Raw genomic sequence first — 19,798 nt, 5'->3', positions numbered from 1 at the left:
TTAATGTGAGGCACAGGAAACCCGACGCGCGCCGCGCTGATCCTGCGTACAATCCAATCGCAGCCAATCTTCATCTTCCAGCCGGAAATAGGCATCGAACAAGGTGGGCATCATCGCCCAGCCCCGGCTGCTCATGGAATTCCACAAAGCCACCACACCCAACCCCTTTTCCGGAAGAAAAGCGATCTGCGCCCGATAGCCTTGCAAACCACCATTATGCATCACAATGGACCGCCCGGCATACTCATAGATTCGCCAGCCCAAGGCATAATGGGCATCGGTCACCCGATTCTTGAGCCAACGCACCCGACGCAATTCGGCCCGTGTGCGCACGCGGGGCGTTTGCATCAAAGCCAGCGCATTGGGCGACAACACATCGGGCATGGCCCCCATCTGCGCTTGCAACCAACGGGCCATATCTTCGATCGAGGCATTCACCCCACCCGCCGACGGCACATGATAATACATCTCATCCGGCGGCGCGACACGCCAGCCGGACCGGCCGCGCACATGCGGTCGCGCCCAATTATCATCGCTCTGGAACGCCGACATCCCATAAGAAGCCTTCATGCCCAAAGGCTTGAACAAATGATTGGCCACAGCCCGTTCAAAGGGTTCGCCGCTGATGCTGGCCACCACCGGTTCGATCAGGCTATAGGCCACATTCTGATAGCTATAACAGCGGCCCACCGGACAAATCATTTTCACCCGCGACAGCCGGTCGAAAATGGTGGGAACAGGGACATTTGCCTCGAGTAAATTATCATAAGCATAAGGCGGCAAGCCGGTGCGATGCGACAAGATATGCGCGATGGTCACTTTTTCCGCTTCATCGGAACGGGCCAGCCTGAAGCCCGGCGCATAGGGCTTGACCGGAGTCTCCAGATCAAGTTGGTGCTTGTCTGCCAGTTGGGCCGCAAGGCCTGCGGCAAAGCCCTTGGACAAAGAGGCAATGCGAAAACGGGTGCTGGGGGTGATGGGGTCGGGGGCATTGACAGCACGCTTGCCATAAGTGCGCAGCAAGGCAATCTCGCCATCTTTGACCACCGCCACAGCAAGACCGACAAAATCACCGGTTTTCACCGCCCGGTCCAGCTTGTCTGAAAAAATCTCCAGAGTTTTATCCGGAGCCAGGCGCGGCTCCGGTGGCAGCCGCATTTGTGCCTGCGCATCCAGCAGGGACGCAAACAACAGCACTGCCCCGGCCAGAAGCCCTTTCAGTCCGCCCCGTCCCACGCAGATACTCATCCGTTTATTGGCAAGACAGACATTCTTCATAATCTTTCACCGGCGCGGCATCCCCGCCATGATCGCCAGCGATCATGGGAATCTCGATACCATCCGGCGAGGGTGGCGTTTCACTGGCACCTTTAGCCATAGGCGCAAGTTTTCCCGATACCACTTCGGCACGCTGGATCGATTTGGAGCGGCAATAATACAGGCTTTTCAGGCCCTTCTTCCACGCGCTGAAATGGATTTGATGCAGATCGCGCTTATGGATATCGGCGGGGATAAACACATTCACCGATTGCGCCTGATCCACCAGCGAAGCCCGGTCCGCCGCCAGATCCACCACCCAACGCTGATCCAGCTCAAAGGCGGTTTTAAACACCGCTTTTTCATCATCGGTCAGGAAATCCAGATGCCGCACCGACCCTTCATGGGTGGTAATGGACGACCATATTTCTTCGGTGTTCTTTCCTTTTTCTTCCAAAAGCGCCGTTAAATGCCGGTTTCTGACATTAAAACTGCCCGATAAGGTTTTATGGACATAGGAATTTCCGGCAATTGGCTCGATCCCCGGCGACGCGCCCCCGCAAAGTGTGGAAATGGACGCCGTGGGCGCGATGGCGGTCTTGTTGGAGAAGCGTTCCATGATGCCATAATCGGCAGCATCGGGACACGGTCCGCGCTCTTTTGCCAAAGCGGCAGAGGCGGCATCCACACCGTCCTTGATATGGTTGAAAATCTTGAAGTTCCAGCTTTTCGCCAGCACCGATTCAAAAGGAACCATCTGGCTTTGCAAAAAGGAATGGAAGCCCATCACGCCAAGCCCCACAGAACGCTCGCGCATGGCTGCATATCGGGCATGGGCATGACCGTCCACGCCTTCGGTCTTGTCGATATAATCTTGCAAAACATTATCAAGGAACCGCATCACATCGGGAATGAACTGCGGCTCGTTGCGCCACTCGAAAAACCGTTCCAGATTGAGCGATGACAAACAGCACACGGCGGTGCGCATTTCACCCAGATGATCACGGCCGGTGGGCAAGGTGATTTCGGAACACAAATTAGAGGTCTTGACCGTTAGCCCCGCCAGCTTGTGATGCTCGGGAATGGCGCGGTTGACCGTATCGGAAAATACCAAATAAGGCTCGCCGGTTTCAATGCGGGCGGTCAACAGCCTGATCCACAAAGACCGGGCCGAAACGGTGCGCACCACATGGCCATCGCGGGGGCTGGTCAACGCCCATTGCTCATCGGATTCCACAGCCCGCATAAAGGCATCGGGGATCTGCACCCCATGGTGCAAATTCAACGCCTTGCGGTTGGGATCGCCACCGGTGGGGCGGCGCAATTCTATGAATTCCTCGATTTCCGGATGGCTCACCGGCAAATACACCGCCGCCGATCCACGTCGCAAAGACCCTTGGCTGATGGCCAGCGTAAGGGAATCCATCACCCGCACAAAGGGGATGATACCGCTGGTCTTGCCCACACCGCCCACGGTTTCACCGATCGAGCGCAAATTGCCCCAATAGCTGCCAATGCCGCCCCCCTTGGAAGCCAACCAGACATTTTCCTGCCAAAGCGAAACGATAGAGCCCAAGCTATCTTCCGCCTCGTTCAAGAAGCAGGAAATGGGCAGGCCGCGATGGGTGCCGCCATTGGACAGCACCGGCGTTGCAGGCATGAACCACAGCTTGGAGATATAGTCGTAAAGACGCTGGCTGTGGCCTTCATCATCACCATAATAACTGGCAACGCGGGCAAACAGATCCTGATAGGATTCTCCGGGCATCAAATACCGGTCTTCCAAAGTGGCTTTACCGAATTCCGTCAGCAAGCCATCACGCGCGCGATCGACCGAAACCGCCGCGCGGTGTTCGAAATGGGTGACCTCAAACACCTTGTCCATCCTCAATCTAGCCTGTTTACCCGACCACCCCACATCCCCGTGCCAAGACAAAGGACGAGAGCTTTTTAGTGTGCGCCATACAAGAACAAATGTCGAACAGAACAAAATTCATGTTTTTGTTCAAACCGTTTGCCCCTATCTCATAGGATAATCCCGCCCCAAGAGCGCCCCTGACGACACGGGTCAATTCTATGGAATTGGCGATCATGGGTCAACATGCTGATGAAAAAATTCACACGATAACTATATATAGTATGTCCTTGGCGGATACAGGCTTGACAAAGCCCGTGCTTTTGCGAGTCGTGTCTTCGCCAACACAATATCTGGAAAGCACGGCTCCGGACTTTCAGGAGCAGCCTAAACATTCACCATAGAGATGATCGGGCAATCCTTCAGCGCGGCCAAATGCCGTGCAAAGCATGCCCCGTCAAAGACTAGGCACCAGCCGAATTGCCGCGAGATCGGCCTAAAGCCTTCCAATGGCCAAAAAGCGTTCCCGACGCAATTGCCGCAAGCGGTCCGCCGGGATCCCATCCATCTCCGAAAGGGCGTCTTGCACCGCCTCTCCCAGCGCATCAAGAGCACGCTTCGGCTCACGATGGGCGCCGCCCAAAGGTTCCGGGATAATGCCATCGGCCACACCCAGCTTCACCAGATCCTGGGCGGTGATTTTAAGCGCCGTTGCCGCATCTTTCGCCTTGTCGGAGGTGCGCCACAGGATGGACGCACAGCCTTCGGGTGAAATCACCGAATAGATGGCATGTTCAAACATCAGCACCCGATTCCCCGCCGCCAGCGCCACAGCGCCGCCCGAGCCGCCTTCGCCCACGATGGTTGCCACCACCGGCACCCCCAAACGCAAACAGCGCTCGGTGGATTTGGCAATGGCTTCCGATTGGCCACGCTCTTCGGCCCCGATGCCGGGATAGGCGCCGGGCGTATCCACAAAGGTCAGCACCGGCAATCCGAAGCGATCCGCCAGATCCATCAACCGCACCGCCTTGCGGTACCCTTCAGGCCGCGACATGCCGAAATTATGCTTGATGCGCGAGGGCGTATCGGTTCCCTTTTCATTCCCCATCACCAGAACGGAACGGCCATTGAAACGGGCCAATCCGCCCATCAAAGCCTGATCTTCGCCAAAGCTGCGATCACCGGCCAAGGGGGTGAAATCGGTAAACAGATGGGCGACAATATCGGAAAAATGCGGGCGTTCGGGATGGCGCGCCACTTGTGTTTTCTGCCAAGGTGACAAACCGGCATAAGCCTCGCCCAACAAGCGGTCGCGCTTGGATTGCAGCCGGTCCACCTCATCGCTGAGATCCATACTGCTATCGCCACCGGACAATTTGCGCAGGTCGCGTATTTTGCCCTCTAGCTCGGCAATGGGCTTTTCGAAATCGAGAAACGTAATCATGCGTCCATCCACATTTATATGTCGGGCAAAGTGGGCAAGGCCGCCCGGCAAGTCAAGCGCTAGCCGACAGTTTTACGCCACAGGATAACATGACAGGCGCCAAAGCCGTCTACACATGTCGCCAAATTTTTGCGATCGTCGCATGGCTTCAGCCGATTTTCTCTGCTTTTTTCACCATCGCTTCGGCCTGACGAATGGATGCCAGATCAATCAGCTTGCCATCCAGCGCCACAGCCCCCTGCCCCTGCGCCCGCGCCTCTTCCATCGCTTTCAGAATTTTCCGGGCCTTCGCCACCTCGGCATCAGAGGGGCTGAACACCTCATTGGCCAAGGCCACCTGACTGGGATGAATGGCCCATTTGCCTTCGCAGCCCAGCACCATGGCGCGGCCCGCATGAGCCCGAAAGCCCGCCTCGTCGGAAAAATCACCGAACGGGCCATCAATGGGCCGCAAGCCATGGGCCCGCGCCGCCACCACCATCTGCCACACCGGATAATGCCACATATCGCCCCAATGCACCTCCCGACGGCCCGCATCATCCAAAGGATCGGTCAGAACGGCATAGCGCGGATTGGGCCCGCCGATCTGGGTGGTATCCGCCTTCACCGAAGCGGCGAAATCCGCAACACCAAAATGCAGGCTTTCATTGCGCGGGCTGGCCCCGGCGATGGCATTGGCATTGGCAAGCCCCAAAGCCGACTCGATAATCAGTTCAAAGCCGATACGCTTTTTGCGGCCCTTCGCCCGTTCCACCTGCGACACCAGAACATCCAGCGCATAAACATCCGCCGCCACGCCAACCTTGGGCAGCATCATCAAATCCAGCCGCTCTCCGGTTTGTTCCAAAACATCCACCACATCGCGGTAGGTCCAGGCGGTATCAAGGCCATTCAGGCGCACAGAGACGGTCTTCTCGCCCCAATCCAGATCATTGAGCGCTTCAATGACATTTTTACGGGCTTCGTCTTTCAACTCTGGCGAGACGGAGTCTTCCAAATCGAGAAACACCACATCGGCCTTGGCCTGGGCCGCCTTTTCCAAAAAACGACGATTCGATCCGGGCACCGCAAGTTCCGAGCGGTTGATCCGCGCCGTCGCGTCCTTGATGTCGGTAAAGCTCATCGGCCGTCCTTTCTGGATATGGTCTGTGGGATGTTTAATGGTTCCGTATCAGCGCCCCGGCGACAAGATAAAACAGGCCAAACCCGCCGCTTTCAACGCCCGACAGCGGGTATCCGCATCCCCCCGCGAAGCAAAAGGCCCGGCTTGCAAACGATAAAATGTGCCCCGATCTGCAATGGTTACCGCAACGATCCGGTGCTCCAAGCCCCCCAGAAGATCGGGAGCATCTGCCAACATGCGCCGCCATTGCGCCTCCACATCCGCTTCTTGCCGCAAAGCCACCAGCTGCAAACGCCAGCTTTGGGCAAAGTCCGCCTCTGTCATCGCCGGAGGTGTTTGTATGTCTTTCTGGGCTTTTTTTGGCGATTCTTTTTTGGCCGCCACATCTTCCACAGGCTTTTCTATAACCGGCTTTTTCATTGCCGGTTTTTCTTCAGGCGTGGGCGTGGGAGCAGGAGTCGCAACCGCAGCAGAGGCCGATTCCGCAGCGGGTGCCTGCCGTTTAGCCACGGCCTCCCTATCCACAAGACGACCCGCCAGACGATCCGATTGGCTGCGTTGATCCGCATCAATATAGCGGTCCATGGTGGCCACTGCTTTTTGGGCTTCTTCCATCTCTTGGTCTGCAGCCAAGCGCATCCAGGCATGGCCGCGCACCAGATCCCGGGCCACCGCATCGCCATTCCAATAGAGCAATCCCAAGCGATATTGCGACAAGGCATGCCCTTGCCGCGCCGCCGCCAGCCACCAGCGCACCGCTGCCTGACGGGCCGCATCGTCTGTTATATCGGCTTCGAATTGCTGGCTGGCCAACAAATATTGCGCCTCCACAAAGCCTTTTTCTGCCGAGGCCGTCAAAAGCGCCAAGGCCCGCTCTGCATCGGCGTCCACGCCCAAACCCCGTCGATAAAGCGTCGACATATTATAAAGTGCCCGGGCATCCCCCGCTTCCACCAAGGGCTGCCATGCCGCATAAGCGCCTTGATAATCCCCTTTGAAATAAAGGCTGCGGCCAATATCCAAAGCAGAAATATCCTGAGATGAAGCAGAGGATGTCCCCGCCTCTTGCGCCAAAACAGCCTCGGTCAAAATCACCTGAGAGCAAAAAGCCATACCAAGAATGGCCAGCCTTAACAGCATCCTCTGGCCTGTCGTTAAAATCGCATCGATCACTTGCACAGTCGGCGTCCTCGTCACGGATTGGGGCCTTCTTTATAAACAGAGATGAAACCTCTCGCATGCTTAGCGAAAAGCGGACGATGGGTCTATCTCCCAAACATCACGTCCCTGCATGACATCAGCCGCAATAATTATATTGTTATAAAAATATTCGGAAATTTTTATCCGATTATATCGGTTTTTATTTATCTTTATTCTATCGCTTTACGCTTCTTTAAACGGCTTATCTTATTTTATTTGAAATGAAAAGGCCGGGGAACCGGTCTGAACTTCAGGCATTTGATGAAGGGTTTGGCTCATGCGTGTGATGGCTTTTGCATCTCAAAAAGGTGGTTCGGGAAAAACGACCCTGAGCGGGCATGTGGCCGTGGCCGCACAACGTGCCGGGGCCGGTCCTGTGGTTTTGGTGGATACGGACCCGCAAGGCTCTCTATCCGATTGGTGGAATGAACGGGCCGATCCTGCCCCGGCCTTTGCCCGCACCTCTATCTCCCGATTGATCAGCGATCTGGACGATCTGCGGAGTCAAGGCTTCAAGCTGGCGGTGATCGACACCCCGCCCGCCATCACCATGGCCATCCAAAGCGTGGTAGCCGTGTGCGATATGGTGGTGATTCCCACCCGCCCATCGCCCCATGACCTGCGTGCCGCAGGGGCCACGGTGGATCTGGTGGACCGGGCAGGCAAGCCTTTGGTGTTCGTTGTCAATGCCGCCACCCCACGGGCGCGAATCACCGCCGATGCGGCTGTTGCCCTTTCACAGCATGGCACCGTTGCCCCCGTTACCATGCATCAGCGTACGGATTTTGCCGCCTCGATGATCGATGGCCGCACAGTGATGGAAGTGAATGCCCAAAGCAAGTCCGCACGCGAAGTGGAAACCCTTTGGACATATTTGCATGATCGGCTGGAGCGCTGCCACCGCCGCACCATCTTCAATGGTCGCACCAGCACACGCCCGTTGGCCAATGGCACCGCATCGCGCAGTTTCGGGCGCAAAAGCGACCATATAGGCACCCCGATCGCCTGATAAACACGCCCTTGCTTCCTATCTTGTATCAGCCCCCAACCCCGTCGCATAAAGCGTTGTAACTAGTGTTGTAAAAGGACCCCCGGTGATGAAAACAGCAGCAAGATTGACCGCAAACCTGCTGGCCAGCAAAGGCGATGCCACGCCAGCGCTTCAGCGTCAGCGTCTCAGTTTGGCTGCGGACAGCTCATCTTTTGACGGGATTGGCCGTGCACAGGCCCCTATGTCCTCGACACCTGCTTCCCCTGCCTCTGCTTCTCCGGCCCCTTCTTCCCCGGTAAAGGCCCTATCGGGGACACAAAGCCCAAAAAGACAACAAAGAAAGACGGAACAAGGCGATAAAGTAACGGATAAGAAACGAATCGCTCTTACGCTCCGTCTTGATAAGGAAAGACATCTTCGCCTCAAGCTCATGGCCGCGCATACAAATAAATCCGCGCAGGACTTGCTCATGCAGGCATTGGATGACCTTTTAGGAAACTATACGGAACCGCTTTCCGGCTGCCCTTGTCTGAATCGCTCACTGGCTCAGCAGGCTCAAACATCGGCACATCAATCCTGAAAGCGACAGGACAACAGGCAAAGACAACGGTCAGGCAAAATCAGGTGACAGTGATCCATCAGCCCATCGCCCGAAAAGCAGCTTTTCCCCGCATCGCACGCACTGCCTTGCGCGGATCGGCTTTGGTTTTGTGCCTTGCCGCCTTATCGGCTTGCACCTCTCAACCGGTTGAGCGCCAAGCCCGGGTCAACACGAACATCGATGGGCCAAACGCCCCGCTTTTTGCCGTGGCACAGCGCTTGGCCGATGCCGGACAACATGCCGCAGCCATTCCGCTTTACCGGCAAGCCTGGTCTGAAGGCGGTCAGGAAAAAGCCGATGTGCTGGCAGCACTGGCGCGGTCTTTTGCGGCTGTAGGACAATATGCAAAAGCCGAAGAAACCCTTTTGCTTGCGGCGGGAAAAAACAGCTCATCGGCAGCGGTCCAATTGGGACTGGGCGAAGTGAATCTGGCCTTTGGCCGCCCGCAAATGGCTTTGGACAATTTTGATGCCGCCCTTCGTTTTGGTGGCGGGGCGCAGGCCCAGTCCGGTCGCGCGGTGGCGCTGGATGCCCTTGGCCGCCACAGCGATGCCCTTGCCGCCCATGCCCTTGCCGTGCGTCAAGGGGGCGATGATGTGAATATGCGCAGCAATCTGGCCCTTAGCCATGCACTTTATGGGGACCATCAGGCCGCTATCGATCTGTTGAAACAGGTGGTGGCCGATCCAAAAGCCCAAGCCCAGCACCGGCAAAATCTGGTTCTGGCCTATGTGCTTGCAGGCGATCTGGAAAAAGCCGGTGAAATGGCCCGTGTGGATCTGGACAACCAGTCGGCATCCGAAACGCTTATGTTCTTCCGGGAATTGGCCGCCCTGCCCCCTTCGGAACGGGTGAAAGTGCTGATTCTGGGCGCACAGGCACCGGAACGCACCTTGTCCGATGAAGGCATTCTGGTCTTTGATGAAACCGACGACAAAAAAGCCGCTGCCAAGCGGTTGGTGACAGAGCCGGAACCGGAACCTGAGCCGGAGCCAGAACCCATTCCCGAGCCCGAGCCCGAGCCGGAGCCGGAACCTGTCGGTCTGCCACCGCTGATCGAGCCGGAAGGCTGGTCGGTACAGGTGGCCGCATATCGCACCAAAGACCAATTGATTCGCGGACAAAAATATTACTGGGATAAATACCGTATTATTCTGGAACCGTTAGAGCCGCGCCGTTCGGAAGTGGATTTTGGCGAGCGCAAAGCACCACCGGGTGGGTTCTTCTATCGCCTGAATGCGGGCCCCTTACGCGATCTGCAACAAGCCCGCGAGGTTTGCGCGGATCTGAAAGCCGCGGGTGCGCCATGCTGGATCCGGCCACCCGAGCCGGTGGAAGGCCGCCTGCCTGCAGCCCATAAAGAAGACGAGAGCGACTCGTGAAAACCGGTACCGGTCAGAGGCCCGTATAAACGCGCCTCTTGATCGAACCGCGCAAACCCCCCACATTTAAACCGATAACAAAGCCCCGCCCATTCGGGGAGGCTTTGCCTTTGTAAAAAGCGCCAACGATGCCCTTCAGGGGTCGGTTGCGTCTGATCGCTTCGCAAGGAGGATGAGGAATGTCGCGTTTATCGGTTTTCAATAGCCCCCTGCTTTTGGGTTTCGACCATATCGAACATATGTTGGATATGGCTGCCAAAAGCGGCAATGGTGGCTATCCCCCCTATAATATCGAGCATCTGGATGATCGCACCTTGCGCATCACCTTGGCCGTGGCCGGGTTCGCGCCAGAGGATCTCGACGTTACTGTGGAAAACAATCAGCTTGTGATTCGCGGTCGCCAAGCCGATGAAGACACTCGGACATTTTTGCATCGCGGCATCGCCGCGCGCCAATTCCAGCGAAAATTCGTATTGGCCCAGGGGATGGATGTTTCCGGAGCCTCCATTGATAATGGCTTGCTCAATATCGATCTGATCAGGCCAGAGCCGGAACGGATTGTCAAAACCATCGAGATTAAACCCGAACCAACCCGTCGCCGCACCGTTCATCATAAAACGGACGGAGCATCCTCTACGGTTTCACAAGAAGGAGAATGACATGGCTCATCGCACCATCCTTCTAAAAGACGACCGTTTCAGCGACGAAGAATTCGCCGAACTGGGTGCGCCGGATTTGGTGTATATCCGCCCGGTGATGGATAAAAATGGCCAAAAGACCTTTTCCGTTCATGCCGCCGATGGCACAAAGCTGGCCAATCTTCCCAGCTTTTCAGAAGCGGTTCTGGCGGCGCGTTCCAATGAACTGTCGCCGGTTTCCGTGCACTGAGAAGCCGGCATGACGCGGTGTTATTCTGCCTGCCCTGCTGCCGCCAGGGCTTTGCCCACCGCCCGCGCCAAGGCATCCGCGGCCATGGCACCAGCCACAAGCAGGCTGCGGGAAAACGGCTCGGGCGGCGAAATCGCCCCGGTGGATAACGCAAAGACCGTATCCCCATCATAGGGCGTATGAATGGGTCGCAAGCTGCGCGCCAACCCATCTTGCGCCATGATCGCCAGCCGCCTGCATCCGGCCTTGTCCAACGCCAGATCCGTTGCGATGGCGGCAATGGTGGTATTCGCCCCCACCAACCCTTCCTTGGGCAAGGGAATACGGTCAAACTGATCGTCCATCGGCGGACCATAGGAATTGACCGCCACCAAAGCCCCCACATGAAAACCGCTGGCAGAGCGCAAGGCCGCCGTGCCAAGGCCGCCCCGGCGATCCCCTGCCAAGGCGCCGAATCCCGCGCCCATGGCCCCTTCTTCTATTGTGCGGGAGGCCGCTTCACAGGCTTTGATCCCCAAAGCCCGATAAGGTGGCAGCGCCCCCCAGTTTTTGTCGCCGCCATTGGCCAGATCGAACAGAATCGCTCCGGGCACCACCGGCACGATACATGCGCCCAAAGACAAGCCGCGCCCCCGTTCCGACAACCAGGACACAACCCCATCCACGGCCCCCAGCCCGAACACCGAGCCGCCGGATAGCACCAAGCCATGAAAGCCGTTCACCAGACAGGTGGGGTCCAGAGCATCGGTATCGCGGGTGCCGGGCGCCCCGCCGCGCACATCAACCCCCATCATTACGGGTTGATCGGGCAAAATCACCGTTGTGCCAGAGCGCACAGCGGCATCATGGCTGTTGCCGACCAGAATTCCGTCAATATCGGTGATTCGGTCGTTTTCTGTGGGATAAAGGGCTTCATCGGTCATGGCCGGACGGTACTGTGTGTTCTGTCCAACGGCAATGCCAAACCGGTTGGCTCCGCACCGGCCTTATCGGCCCAGCGCCTTGCCCTTGTTTTCCGGCCTTTTCATAAAGACGCCAGTCAGTATAGTGTGCAGCTTCGTTTGAAGAAAAAGGACAGTGCCCATGCTTCGCCCCGCCCGCATCATGCAATCCATTGCCGTTTCTCTTGGTTTTCTGGTGGCGGGAACAGCGGCCCCACTGCAATCCGCGCAGGCCCACATGCCGGAAAACGCACCGGTCGAGGCCAAAAAGCATATGGCCGTGGCCGCCAACCCCCATGCCAGCCGCGCCGGCCTTCGCATGCTGCGTGCCGGGGGCAGTGCCGTGGATGCCGCCATTGCCATGCAGGCGGTGCTCAGCCTAGTGGAGCCGCAATCTTCCGGCATTGGCGGCGGCGGGTTCTTGCTGCATTTCGATCAGGATACTCAGGAATTGCTGGCCTATGATGGCCGCGAAACCGCTCCCATGGGTGTGGACGACTCGTTGTTTCTGGATGAAAATGGCAACCCCTTGGACTTTTTGGATGCCGCCCTTGGGGGCCGTGCGGTGGGCGTGCCGGGGGTAATGGCCATGTTGGCCAAGGCCCATGAAGACCATGGCAAGCTGCCTTGGGCTACATTGTTCGAACCGGCCATCGAACTGGCGGAAAACGGCTTCGCCATTTCACCGCGCCTGTTTTATCTGCTGGATAGCCGCGCCGCCCTTTATCGTAAAATGAATCTGGGCCTTGAGGATCTGGGAGCCGCCGGACCGTATTTCTTCACCGAGGATTTACAGGCCAAGCCGCAAGGCCATGTGCTTAAAAATCCAGCTTATGGAAAAGCCCTGCGCCAGATCGCCCAACAAGGTGTTTCCGCCTTTTATGAAGGCGATATTGCCAAGGATATGGTGGATGTGGTCGCCAACAATCCCTTTGCCTCCGGTGCGCTGACCCTTGAAGATCTCGCCGCTTATAAGGTGGTCAAACGGGAGCCGGTTTGTGCGCTTTATCGTTCCAACAAAGTGTGCTCCATGGGCCCGCCATCTTCGGGCGGCACCACCATGCTGGCCATATTGGGCATTTTGGAAGGCTTTGATCTGCCGTCACTTGCCCCTTGGTCCACAGACGCCATCCATCTTTATGCGGAAGCCAGCCAGCTTGCTTATGCGGATCGGGATGTCTTTTCTGCCGATCCGGCCTTCGTGCCGGTTCCGGTGAAGGGGCTGATCGATCGCGGCTATCTGGCCAAACGCCGGGCCTTGATTGATCCCGGGGAATCGATGGGAGAAGCCAAAGCCGGTGATCCGCCGCGCGATCATGGCGCTGTTTTCGCTCCCAATATGGGGCCGGATATTCCATCCACCAGCCATATGGTTGCGGTGGATGATGATGGCAATGTGGTATCGTTTACCACCACCGTGCAGATTGCTTTTGGCAGCTTCTTGATGAGCAATGGGTTTATTCTCAACAACCAGCTAACCGATTTTTCCTTCACACCAGAGCTGGAGGGCGTGAAGGTGGCCAATCGGGTAGAGCCGGGCAAAAAGCCGCGCAGCTCCATGACCCCCACCATTGTGTTCGACGATCAAGACCGGGTGCGTATGGCCATCGGATCGCCGGGCGGTAGCCGCATCATCAGCTATGTGACAAAAACCGTGCTGGGGGTTCTGGATTGGGGCATGTCGATCCAGGACGCCATTTCCGCCCCCAATCTGGTTGGCCGCAATGGTGTGTTGGAGATCGAGCGCGATACGCCCATCACATCGCAAACAGAAGCCCTGAGCGCCCTTGGCCACCAAGTGCGCGCCCGCACGCTAAATTCCGGGCTGCATGGTTTCACCGTTCATTATGACGCCGATGGAAAAGGCCGCACCTATCAAGGCGGGGCCGATCCGCGCCGTGAAGGTGTTCCCTTGGGGGACTAGCCTGTCTCACAGGAAGCTATAAGGGTCCACATCGATGCGCAGCCGCACCGAAGAGGGCAGCTTTACCTGGCTGATCCAAGTCTGGACGATGGTCTGGATGGGCTGCTTGCGCGCTGTTTGGATCAGCAGGCGATGGCGATGCTGGCCGCGTAAACGGGCCAAAGGCGCAGGGGCAGGGCCATAGACGGAAATCCCCGGCTGCATGGGCGCGGCCCGTGCCAAAGCCTTGCCCGCCGCCGAAACAGCGTCCAGATCCGGGCCGGACAAAATCACCCCTGCCAACCGCCCGAAAGGCGGCATTCCGGCCCGTTCCCGCTCCTCGATCTCACGGGTTAAAAACGCTTCGCGGTCGCCTTCGATCAAGGCGCGAGTCACCGGATGGCTGGGATCATAGGTCTGTAGAAACACATGGCCGGCGCGCTCGGCCCGACCGGCCCGCCCTGCCACCTGCACCATTTGCTGCCAGCAGCGTTCTCCGGCACGCAAATCACCGCCCCGCAGGCCCAGATCCGCATCCACCACCCCCACCAAGGTCAGCTTGGGAAAATGATAGCCCTTGGTGATGATCTGGGTGCCGACAATGATATCCGCCGCCCCCGCCTCGATACGGGCCACCAGTTCGCGGGTTTTTGCAGGGCTTGTAATGGTGTCGGAGGTCATGACATCCAGACGCGCCTGTGGCCAACGGCGCATCACTTCTTCGGCCACCCGTTCCACCCCCGGACCGCACGCCACCATGGAGTCCGTACCCCCGCAAGACGCACAATCGGGGTCTGCAGGCATGGAAAAGCCGCAATGATGGCACTGCACCTGCCGCTTATAGCGGTGCTCCACCAACCATGCGGTGCAATGCGGACATTCCAGCCGCACGCCGCAGGTGCGACACAAAGTGAGCGGTGCATATCCCCGACGATTGAGGAACAGCAACACCTGTTCCCCTTCAGCCAGTGTCTGGGAGATGGCCTCGGCCAAAGGCGGGGCCAGCCAATCCCCCGTTTCAGGCGGGGTACTGCGTAAATCGATGGCGCTGATGGTGGGCAATTGTGCGGCTCCATGCCGCGCGGCCAGAACCAGATGCCCATAGCGCCCGTCCCGCGCATTGAGAAGTGTCTCCAGCGCCGGAGTGGCGGTGCTTAAAACAATGGGGCAGGCCTCGAACCGGGCGCGGACCACCGCCATATCGCGGGCATTATATAACACGCCCTCTTCTTGCTTGAAGCTGGGGTCATGTTCTTCATCCACCACCAGCAACCGCAAATCACGGAAAGGCAAAAACAAGGCCGAGCGAGCCCCCACAACAATACGCGCCGAGCCAGACGCCACCCCATGCCATGCACGGCGGCGTTCGGCCGGGCTCAAATCGGAATGCCACTCCACCGGCCGTGCTCCGAATCGCGCCTCGAACCGGTCCAGCCATTGACTGGTCAGGGCAATTTCTGGCAGCATCACCAGCACTTGCCCGCCTTCATGGCGCAAGGCTTGGGCCACCGCTTCAAAATAAACCTCGGTTTTGCCCGAACCGGTCACCCCTTCTAACAAAATGGGCGCAAAGGCGGCCTTCAGAACCGCAGCGCGCAGCTGTGTCGCTGCGATTTGCTGTTCCTCGCGTAAATCCGGCCCTTGGCGGTCCGGGTCCGGCTGATCATAGGGCTTGTCGCGGCTTATCTCGCGGGTGCTCAGGGTTTTGGATTTCACCAGACCGCGCACCACACCATCGCTCACATCTGCGGCTTTGGCCAAGGATGCAACAGTGCTGGGGCCAAGACGCTGCGCCGCATCCAGAACCTTGCGCCGCGCCTTGGTCAGCTTTGCAGGCGGATCGCCCGCCAGAACACAAACCGTTTGGGTGGGGGCCGCCGCATCCACCACCTGCGCCGGCAGCGCCATGCGCAACACCGCCCCCAAAGGCGACAGTGTATAATGCGCCACCCATGCAATGAAGTGCCGCATCTTGCCGGACATGGGCGGCGCATCCAAAACGCTGTCCACAGGCTTCAGGCGCTTATCGGCCACCGGCTTTTTTCCTGCTACCGGCTTTTCATCATCGTCCCACAGCACAGCCACCCGCAGATGCTTTCCCAAGGGCACCCGAACAATGGTCCCCGGTGCAGGTTTCGGATCCGCTGCCGCATAATCAAAAGGCGCATCAAAAGGCATGGGCAACAACACCTTGACACGGTGCAGTGCGGATGTGTGGCATACTGTTTGAGGGGGCATATTCTTCACAGATCAAGACTAGCGGGCCAGCGCATCAAAGCCAACGCCATCACCGCCTTTTCTTGCATTTCCCGAACCAACGCGATAGCACAAGCCCATCCCCCATAGCGTAAGGCACAGTCATCATGAAGTTCTTTGTCGATACTGCCGATGTCAAGGATATCCGCGAGTTGAATGAAAGCGGCCTTTTGGATGGTGTGACCACCAACCCGTCGCTGATCAAGAAATCCGGCCGCGATTTTCTCGAAGTGGTGGCGGAAATTGCCGCCATTGTCGATGGCCCGGTATCCGCCGAAACCGTTGCTCTCGATTTCGAAACGATGCTGAAAGAAGGCCGCAAACTGGCCGCCATCGCCGACAATATCGCCGTCAAGGTGCCCTTGACCATGGATGGCCTCAAAACCTGCAAGGCGCTCAGGAATGACGGCGTGATGGTCAATGTCACCCTGTGTTTTTCCGCCAATCAGGCTTTGCTTGCCGCCAAAGCCGGAGCCAGCTTCATCTCTCCCTTCGTCGGGCGGCATGATGATGTGGGCTTTGATGGCATGGATCTCATCGAAGATATCCGCGTCATCTATGACAATTATGGCTTCGATACGGAAATTCTCGTCGCTTCGATCCGCCATCCTGTCCATGTTCTGGAATCGGCACGCATTGGCGCCGATGTGGCCACCATGCCCGCCGATGTGATTCGCAAGCTGGCCAATCACCCGCTCACAGATAAAGGTCTTGCAGGCTTTTTGAAGGATTGGGAAACCACCGGCCAAAGCATTTTATAAGGCGCAAAAAGCCTTTTAAAACAAGCATGAACGGCCCAAGACAGGAGCACTTCCCGCTTGGGCCGTTTCGATTCTGGTGAAAGCATAATCAAGCCGACGGGATCAGGCGGCTTTTTGCAAGGCCAGCCGATCAAGCAAGCCAATGCCCATGGCCGTCTCCGGCCCAATCTTGCGCAAAGGCAAGCACAGAAGTTCATACTGCACATGGGCGCGGCCAAAAGGGGCCAATGACAGGATGAAATAAACCGGACAGCGCTTTTTGTAGAACGCATGTCTTTGCGTCCGCATCACCGCCATCCAGTCTTCGGGGACCACATCCGCAAGCAACCGGCCCTGTGGTTTTACCGGCAACATATGATCCAGCTCCGTCCCCACAAGACGCAGGCGCGCGGTTTCTTTTTCCGGCACATAATCCCACAAAGTGAGTTTGGAGAGCAGGCTTTTCATCTGGACCGGCTGGATATCAGGCCGGCAAGGGATGTTTTGGGCATCGCATTTACTGAGCCAATAGTGAAAAAGCTGCCGACTACATCCATTGCGGAAATGCGCGGAAAAGCTGTCCAGCGCTTGCCGGGATGGCCTGCCTTGTGAAAAAGACGGCCCGGAGATAACCTCGACCACAGAAGATTTGGTGTCCTGATCCAAATTTTGAACTCTTTAAATATGCCCGAATATTCAAATAATCGCAGGTAAAGAGTGCATAAGCAAGATAGACTTACAGATGAATTAACCATTAACGCTTTTCTTGATCCATCGGTGATAGATATTTTACAAGATTGGCGGCGTTATATTTCTTCTGAAAAGCGTGCATCCGCGCATACGGTTTCGTCCTATCTTTATGATGTTGTGCATTTTCTTAAGTTTTTAAATGAATACAAAGGAAAGATGAATAATCCGGCCGACCTTTCCAGCTTACATGTTTCCGATTTCCGCGCCTTTCTTTCAAAGCGTCGAAAAGATGGCCTGGGCCCCCGATCCTTGGCGCGGGCTTTATCGGCGGTGCGGTCTTTCTTCCGCTTTCTCGATCGCCATAAAGGCATAAGATGCGAAGCCTTGGCGGCGGTACGCACCCCCAAACAACCCCGCTCCCTGCCCCGGCCCTTGAGCGAAGACAATGCCCGCCAAGTGATCGACAGCATCGGCGATACTGCCCCCGAAGGATGGGTGGCGGCGCGCGATATGGCCGTTCTGATGCTGCTTTATGGTGGCGGTTTACGCATTTCCGAAGCCTTGTCGCTTGCCGCCAAAGATTTGAACAGCGGCGATATGCTGCGGGTTATAGGCAAGCGCAACAAGGAACGGCTGGTGCCGCTTTTGCCCATCGTGCGCACTGCCATCAACCAATATCTGGCCCTGTGCCCTTACAGCCCCAAAGGCGACGCGCCGCTGTTTTTAGGGGTGCGCGGGGGACGGCTGGGACCACGGGCGGTGCAAGCGGCCATGCGGCAGGCACGCATTGCTTTGGGCCTACCCGAAAGCGCCACGCCCCATGCTTTGCGCCACAGCTTTGCCACCCATCTCTTGGGGGCGGGCGGCGATTTGCGCACCATTCAGGAACTGTTGGGGCATGCCTCCCTGTCAAGCACCCAGCTTTATGCGGATGTGGACTCTGCCTTGTTGATGAAAACCTTCCAAAACGCCCACCCCCGCGCCACCGGGGCAAAGAGATCCGGCAAAAAGTAAAGCTCGCTTGACATGTCGCAGCCTCCGGATTAAGTAAAGGGTACTTTACATTTCTGGAGAAGCCCCATGTCACGTCTCATCACAATTTTTACGGTCGTACTTTTTCTCGCCAGCAGCTCCCTTGCCATAGCCCAACCGGCTGTATATTGGGAAACCCAAGGCGATCCAACAGGACGTCCTGTGCTTTTCATTCCCGGACTGATGAGCGATGGCGCAGTATGGAACGATGTCATAGACACCCTGCCCGATGAAATATCTTTGCATATTGCCACGATACCCGGCTTTGCGGGAAAACCCCCGGCATCCCTTGATGGCGCGGTGATCCAGCGATCCACTCAGGCCATCACCGCCTATCTGGAAGACAATGCGCTGGAAAACGTCATTCTAGTCGGCCACTCCATTGGTGGACAAATGATTCTCAAAGTAGCATTAGCGGCCCCATCCCGTATTGACGGGCTTGTGGTCGTGGATAGCCTGCCCTTCCTCAGTGCCCTTTATACCCCGAATATCAGCATCAATCAGGCAAAAGCGCAAAGCCAGATGATAAAGGTTCAGCTTATAGGGATGTCCGATGACATGTTCAGAGCACAACAACAGGCCACTGTGCCGATCATGAGCAAAACCGCTGCTTTTCACCCAAAGCTTATGGCATGGTCGATGGCTTCAGACCGTGCCACCGTGGCCGCCGCTACAGCAGAAGCCTTGGGCAGTGATTGGCGTGCTGATTTGGCTGGCATCACAACCCCCACACAGGTTCTGGCGGCCTATGACAAGGCTATGCCGCTTGATCGGGATGCCTTGAGATCTCTCTATGAAGATCAGTACAAAGCCCTTGAAGACGTGCATATCCGCATGGTGGACAACAGCTTTCACTTCATCCCCATTGATCAACCCCAAGCTATAACCGATGCCCTCGTCACAGTTCTGGAGAGCCACCAATGAGCACCCCTCTCAGCCTTTACAAGCGCCGGATCACCATCGGATTCGTGCTTTATACCCTTGCCGTTTTTGGCGCCAATTGGATGGCCAATAACATTGAAATACCCCGTCTGGCGCTGGTTGCTTTGGCCTTGGTGCCGATGATTCCCGCATTATTGGTGGTGCGCGCGATTCTGAGCTTTGCCAAAAGCTGGGATGAGTTTCAACGCAAGCTGGCCTTTGAAGCGCTTTTGATTTCCGTTTTGGTGGTGGGATGCGGCAGCTTTGCCTGGGGCTTTATCGAAGGCATCCCGGATATGCCGCGCCTGCCCGCCATCTGGATCATGCCCGCCCTGTTCGGCGTTTATGCGCTGGCGCGGATCTTTGTATCCGGACGCTATCGATGAACAATCACTTGAAAGATTTACGCGCCGCCAAGGGCTGGAGCCAAGCCATCTTGGCGGAAAAGCTGGACGTTTCCCGGCAAACGGTGATCGCCATCGAAAAAGGCAAATACGACCCGTCTTTGCCACTGGCCTTCAAGATTGCCGGGACATTCGGGCTGCGGATCGAAGACATATTCGAGCCCTGA

At 57.1% G+C, this 19,798-nt stretch carries 19 protein-coding genes; 11 read left to right on the top strand and 8 right to left on the bottom strand.

Going from position 1 to position 19,798, the window contains the following annotated elements:
* The 5 genes from IEX96_RS04185 to IEX96_RS04165 form a co-directional block, all read right to left on the bottom strand.
* Entirely contained in the window at positions 1-1,278 is a 1,278-nt protein-coding gene (locus IEX96_RS04185) for a serine hydrolase domain-containing protein (protein WP_150004381.1), read from the bottom strand.
* Complete coding sequence (locus IEX96_RS04180) at positions 1,253-3,142, bottom strand: ribonucleoside-diphosphate reductase subunit alpha (protein ID WP_150004380.1); 1,890 nt, start codon at positions 3,140-3,142, stop codon at positions 1,253-1,255. Before IEX96_RS04180 ends, IEX96_RS04185 begins: the two co-directional genes overlap by 26 nt.
* Positions 3,143-3,608: 466 nt before the next feature.
* Positions 3,609-4,559: an acetyl-CoA carboxylase carboxyltransferase subunit alpha gene (locus tag IEX96_RS04175; protein ID WP_150004379.1), complete on the bottom strand. Its 951-nt coding sequence runs from the start codon at positions 4,557-4,559 to the stop codon at positions 3,609-3,611.
* Between the two features lie 148 nt (positions 4,560-4,707).
* The gene (locus IEX96_RS04170; RefSeq protein WP_188873514.1) at positions 4,708-5,682 is read right to left on the bottom strand and encodes an HpcH/HpaI aldolase/citrate lyase family protein; all 975 of its coding nucleotides are present in this window, start codon (positions 5,680-5,682) and stop codon (positions 4,708-4,710) included.
* 48 nt (positions 5,683-5,730) lie between these two features.
* A complete protein-coding gene (locus IEX96_RS04165; protein WP_150004378.1) occupies positions 5,731-6,879 on the bottom strand; it encodes an SPOR domain-containing protein in 1,149 nt (382 codons plus the stop codon).
* A 280-nt stretch (positions 6,880-7,159) separates the two neighbouring features.
* On the opposite strand from IEX96_RS04165, the gene IEX96_RS04160 reads away from it, so the two are divergent.
* The 5 genes from IEX96_RS04160 to IEX96_RS04140 all read left to right on the top strand — a co-directional run bounded on the left by IEX96_RS04160 (position 7,160) and on the right by IEX96_RS04140 (position 10,744).
* Positions 7,160-7,891, top strand: coding sequence for an AAA family ATPase (locus IEX96_RS04160; RefSeq protein WP_150004377.1), 732 nt, complete (start codon positions 7,160-7,162; stop codon positions 7,889-7,891).
* A gap of 88 nt (positions 7,892-7,979) precedes the next feature.
* A complete protein-coding gene (locus IEX96_RS04155) occupies positions 7,980-8,453 on the top strand; it encodes a hypothetical protein (RefSeq protein ID WP_150004376.1) in 474 nt (157 codons plus the stop codon).
* A gap of 44 nt (positions 8,454-8,497) precedes the next feature.
* Positions 8,498-9,856, top strand: a complete 1,359-nt coding sequence (locus IEX96_RS04150) for an SPOR domain-containing protein (RefSeq protein WP_188873513.1) — start codon at positions 8,498-8,500, stop codon at positions 9,854-9,856.
* Positions 9,857-10,035: 179 nt separating this feature from the next.
* Entirely contained in the window at positions 10,036-10,515 is a 480-nt protein-coding gene (locus IEX96_RS04145; protein ID WP_150004373.1) for an Hsp20 family protein, read from the top strand.
* Between the two features lies 1 nt (position 10,516).
* Entirely contained in the window at positions 10,517-10,744 is a 228-nt protein-coding gene (locus tag IEX96_RS04140) for a DUF1150 family protein (RefSeq protein WP_150004372.1), read from the top strand.
* Positions 10,745-10,764: 20 nt separating this feature from the next.
* Here IEX96_RS04140 and IEX96_RS04135 read toward each other — a convergent pair whose 3' ends face one another.
* Positions 10,765-11,667, bottom strand: a complete 903-nt coding sequence (locus IEX96_RS04135; RefSeq protein WP_188873512.1) for a P1 family peptidase — start codon at positions 11,665-11,667, stop codon at positions 10,765-10,767.
* Positions 11,668-11,827: 160 nt separating this feature from the next.
* Between IEX96_RS04135 and ggt the strand changes: the two genes are divergently transcribed.
* The gene (ggt, locus tag IEX96_RS04130; protein ID WP_188873511.1) at positions 11,828-13,609 is read left to right on the top strand and encodes a gamma-glutamyltransferase; all 1,782 of its coding nucleotides are present in this window, start codon (positions 11,828-11,830) and stop codon (positions 13,607-13,609) included.
* Between the two features lie 6 nt (positions 13,610-13,615).
* On the opposite strand, the gene IEX96_RS04125 is transcribed toward ggt, so the two are convergent.
* Entirely contained in the window at positions 13,616-15,826 is a 2,211-nt protein-coding gene (locus IEX96_RS04125; protein WP_150004368.1) for a primosomal protein N', read from the bottom strand.
* A gap of 125 nt (positions 15,827-15,951) precedes the next feature.
* Here IEX96_RS04125 and fsa point away from each other — a divergent pair, with 125 nt between their 5' ends.
* Positions 15,952-16,605, top strand: a complete 654-nt coding sequence (gene fsa / locus IEX96_RS04120) for a fructose-6-phosphate aldolase (RefSeq protein WP_150000056.1) — start codon at positions 15,952-15,954, stop codon at positions 16,603-16,605.
* Between the two features lie 102 nt (positions 16,606-16,707).
* Here the strand turns inward: fsa and IEX96_RS04115 are convergent, their stop codons facing one another.
* Entirely contained in the window at positions 16,708-17,226 is a 519-nt protein-coding gene (locus IEX96_RS04115) for a PAS domain-containing protein (protein ID WP_229773543.1), read from the bottom strand.
* A 75-nt stretch (positions 17,227-17,301) separates the two neighbouring features.
* Here IEX96_RS04115 and IEX96_RS04110 point away from each other — a divergent pair, with 75 nt between their 5' ends.
* From IEX96_RS04110 to IEX96_RS04095, 4 genes are all read left to right on the top strand, one after another.
* A complete protein-coding gene (locus tag IEX96_RS04110) occupies positions 17,302-18,288 on the top strand; it encodes a tyrosine recombinase XerC (protein WP_308424555.1) in 987 nt (328 codons plus the stop codon).
* 66 nt (positions 18,289-18,354) lie between these two features.
* On the top strand, positions 18,355-19,230 hold the full coding sequence (locus tag IEX96_RS04105) for an alpha/beta fold hydrolase (protein WP_188873510.1): 876 nt from the start codon (positions 18,355-18,357) through the stop codon (positions 19,228-19,230).
* Entirely contained in the window at positions 19,227-19,613 is a 387-nt protein-coding gene (locus tag IEX96_RS04100; protein ID WP_150004365.1) for a hypothetical protein, read from the top strand. Before IEX96_RS04105 ends, IEX96_RS04100 begins: the two co-directional genes overlap by 4 nt.
* Positions 19,610-19,798 (top strand): helix-turn-helix transcriptional regulator, encoded by a 189-nt coding sequence (locus IEX96_RS04095; protein ID WP_150004364.1) that lies wholly within the window; start codon positions 19,610-19,612, stop codon positions 19,796-19,798. Before IEX96_RS04100 ends, IEX96_RS04095 begins: the two co-directional genes overlap by 4 nt.

It is taken from the genome of Iodidimonas muriae (assembly GCF_014647255.1).
Taxonomy (GTDB): domain Bacteria; phylum Pseudomonadota; class Alphaproteobacteria; order Sphingomonadales; family Rhodothalassiaceae; genus Iodidimonas; species Iodidimonas muriae.
The sequence above is the reverse complement of the archived record's forward strand: the minus strand, read 5'-3'. Positions and strand labels throughout refer to the sequence as shown.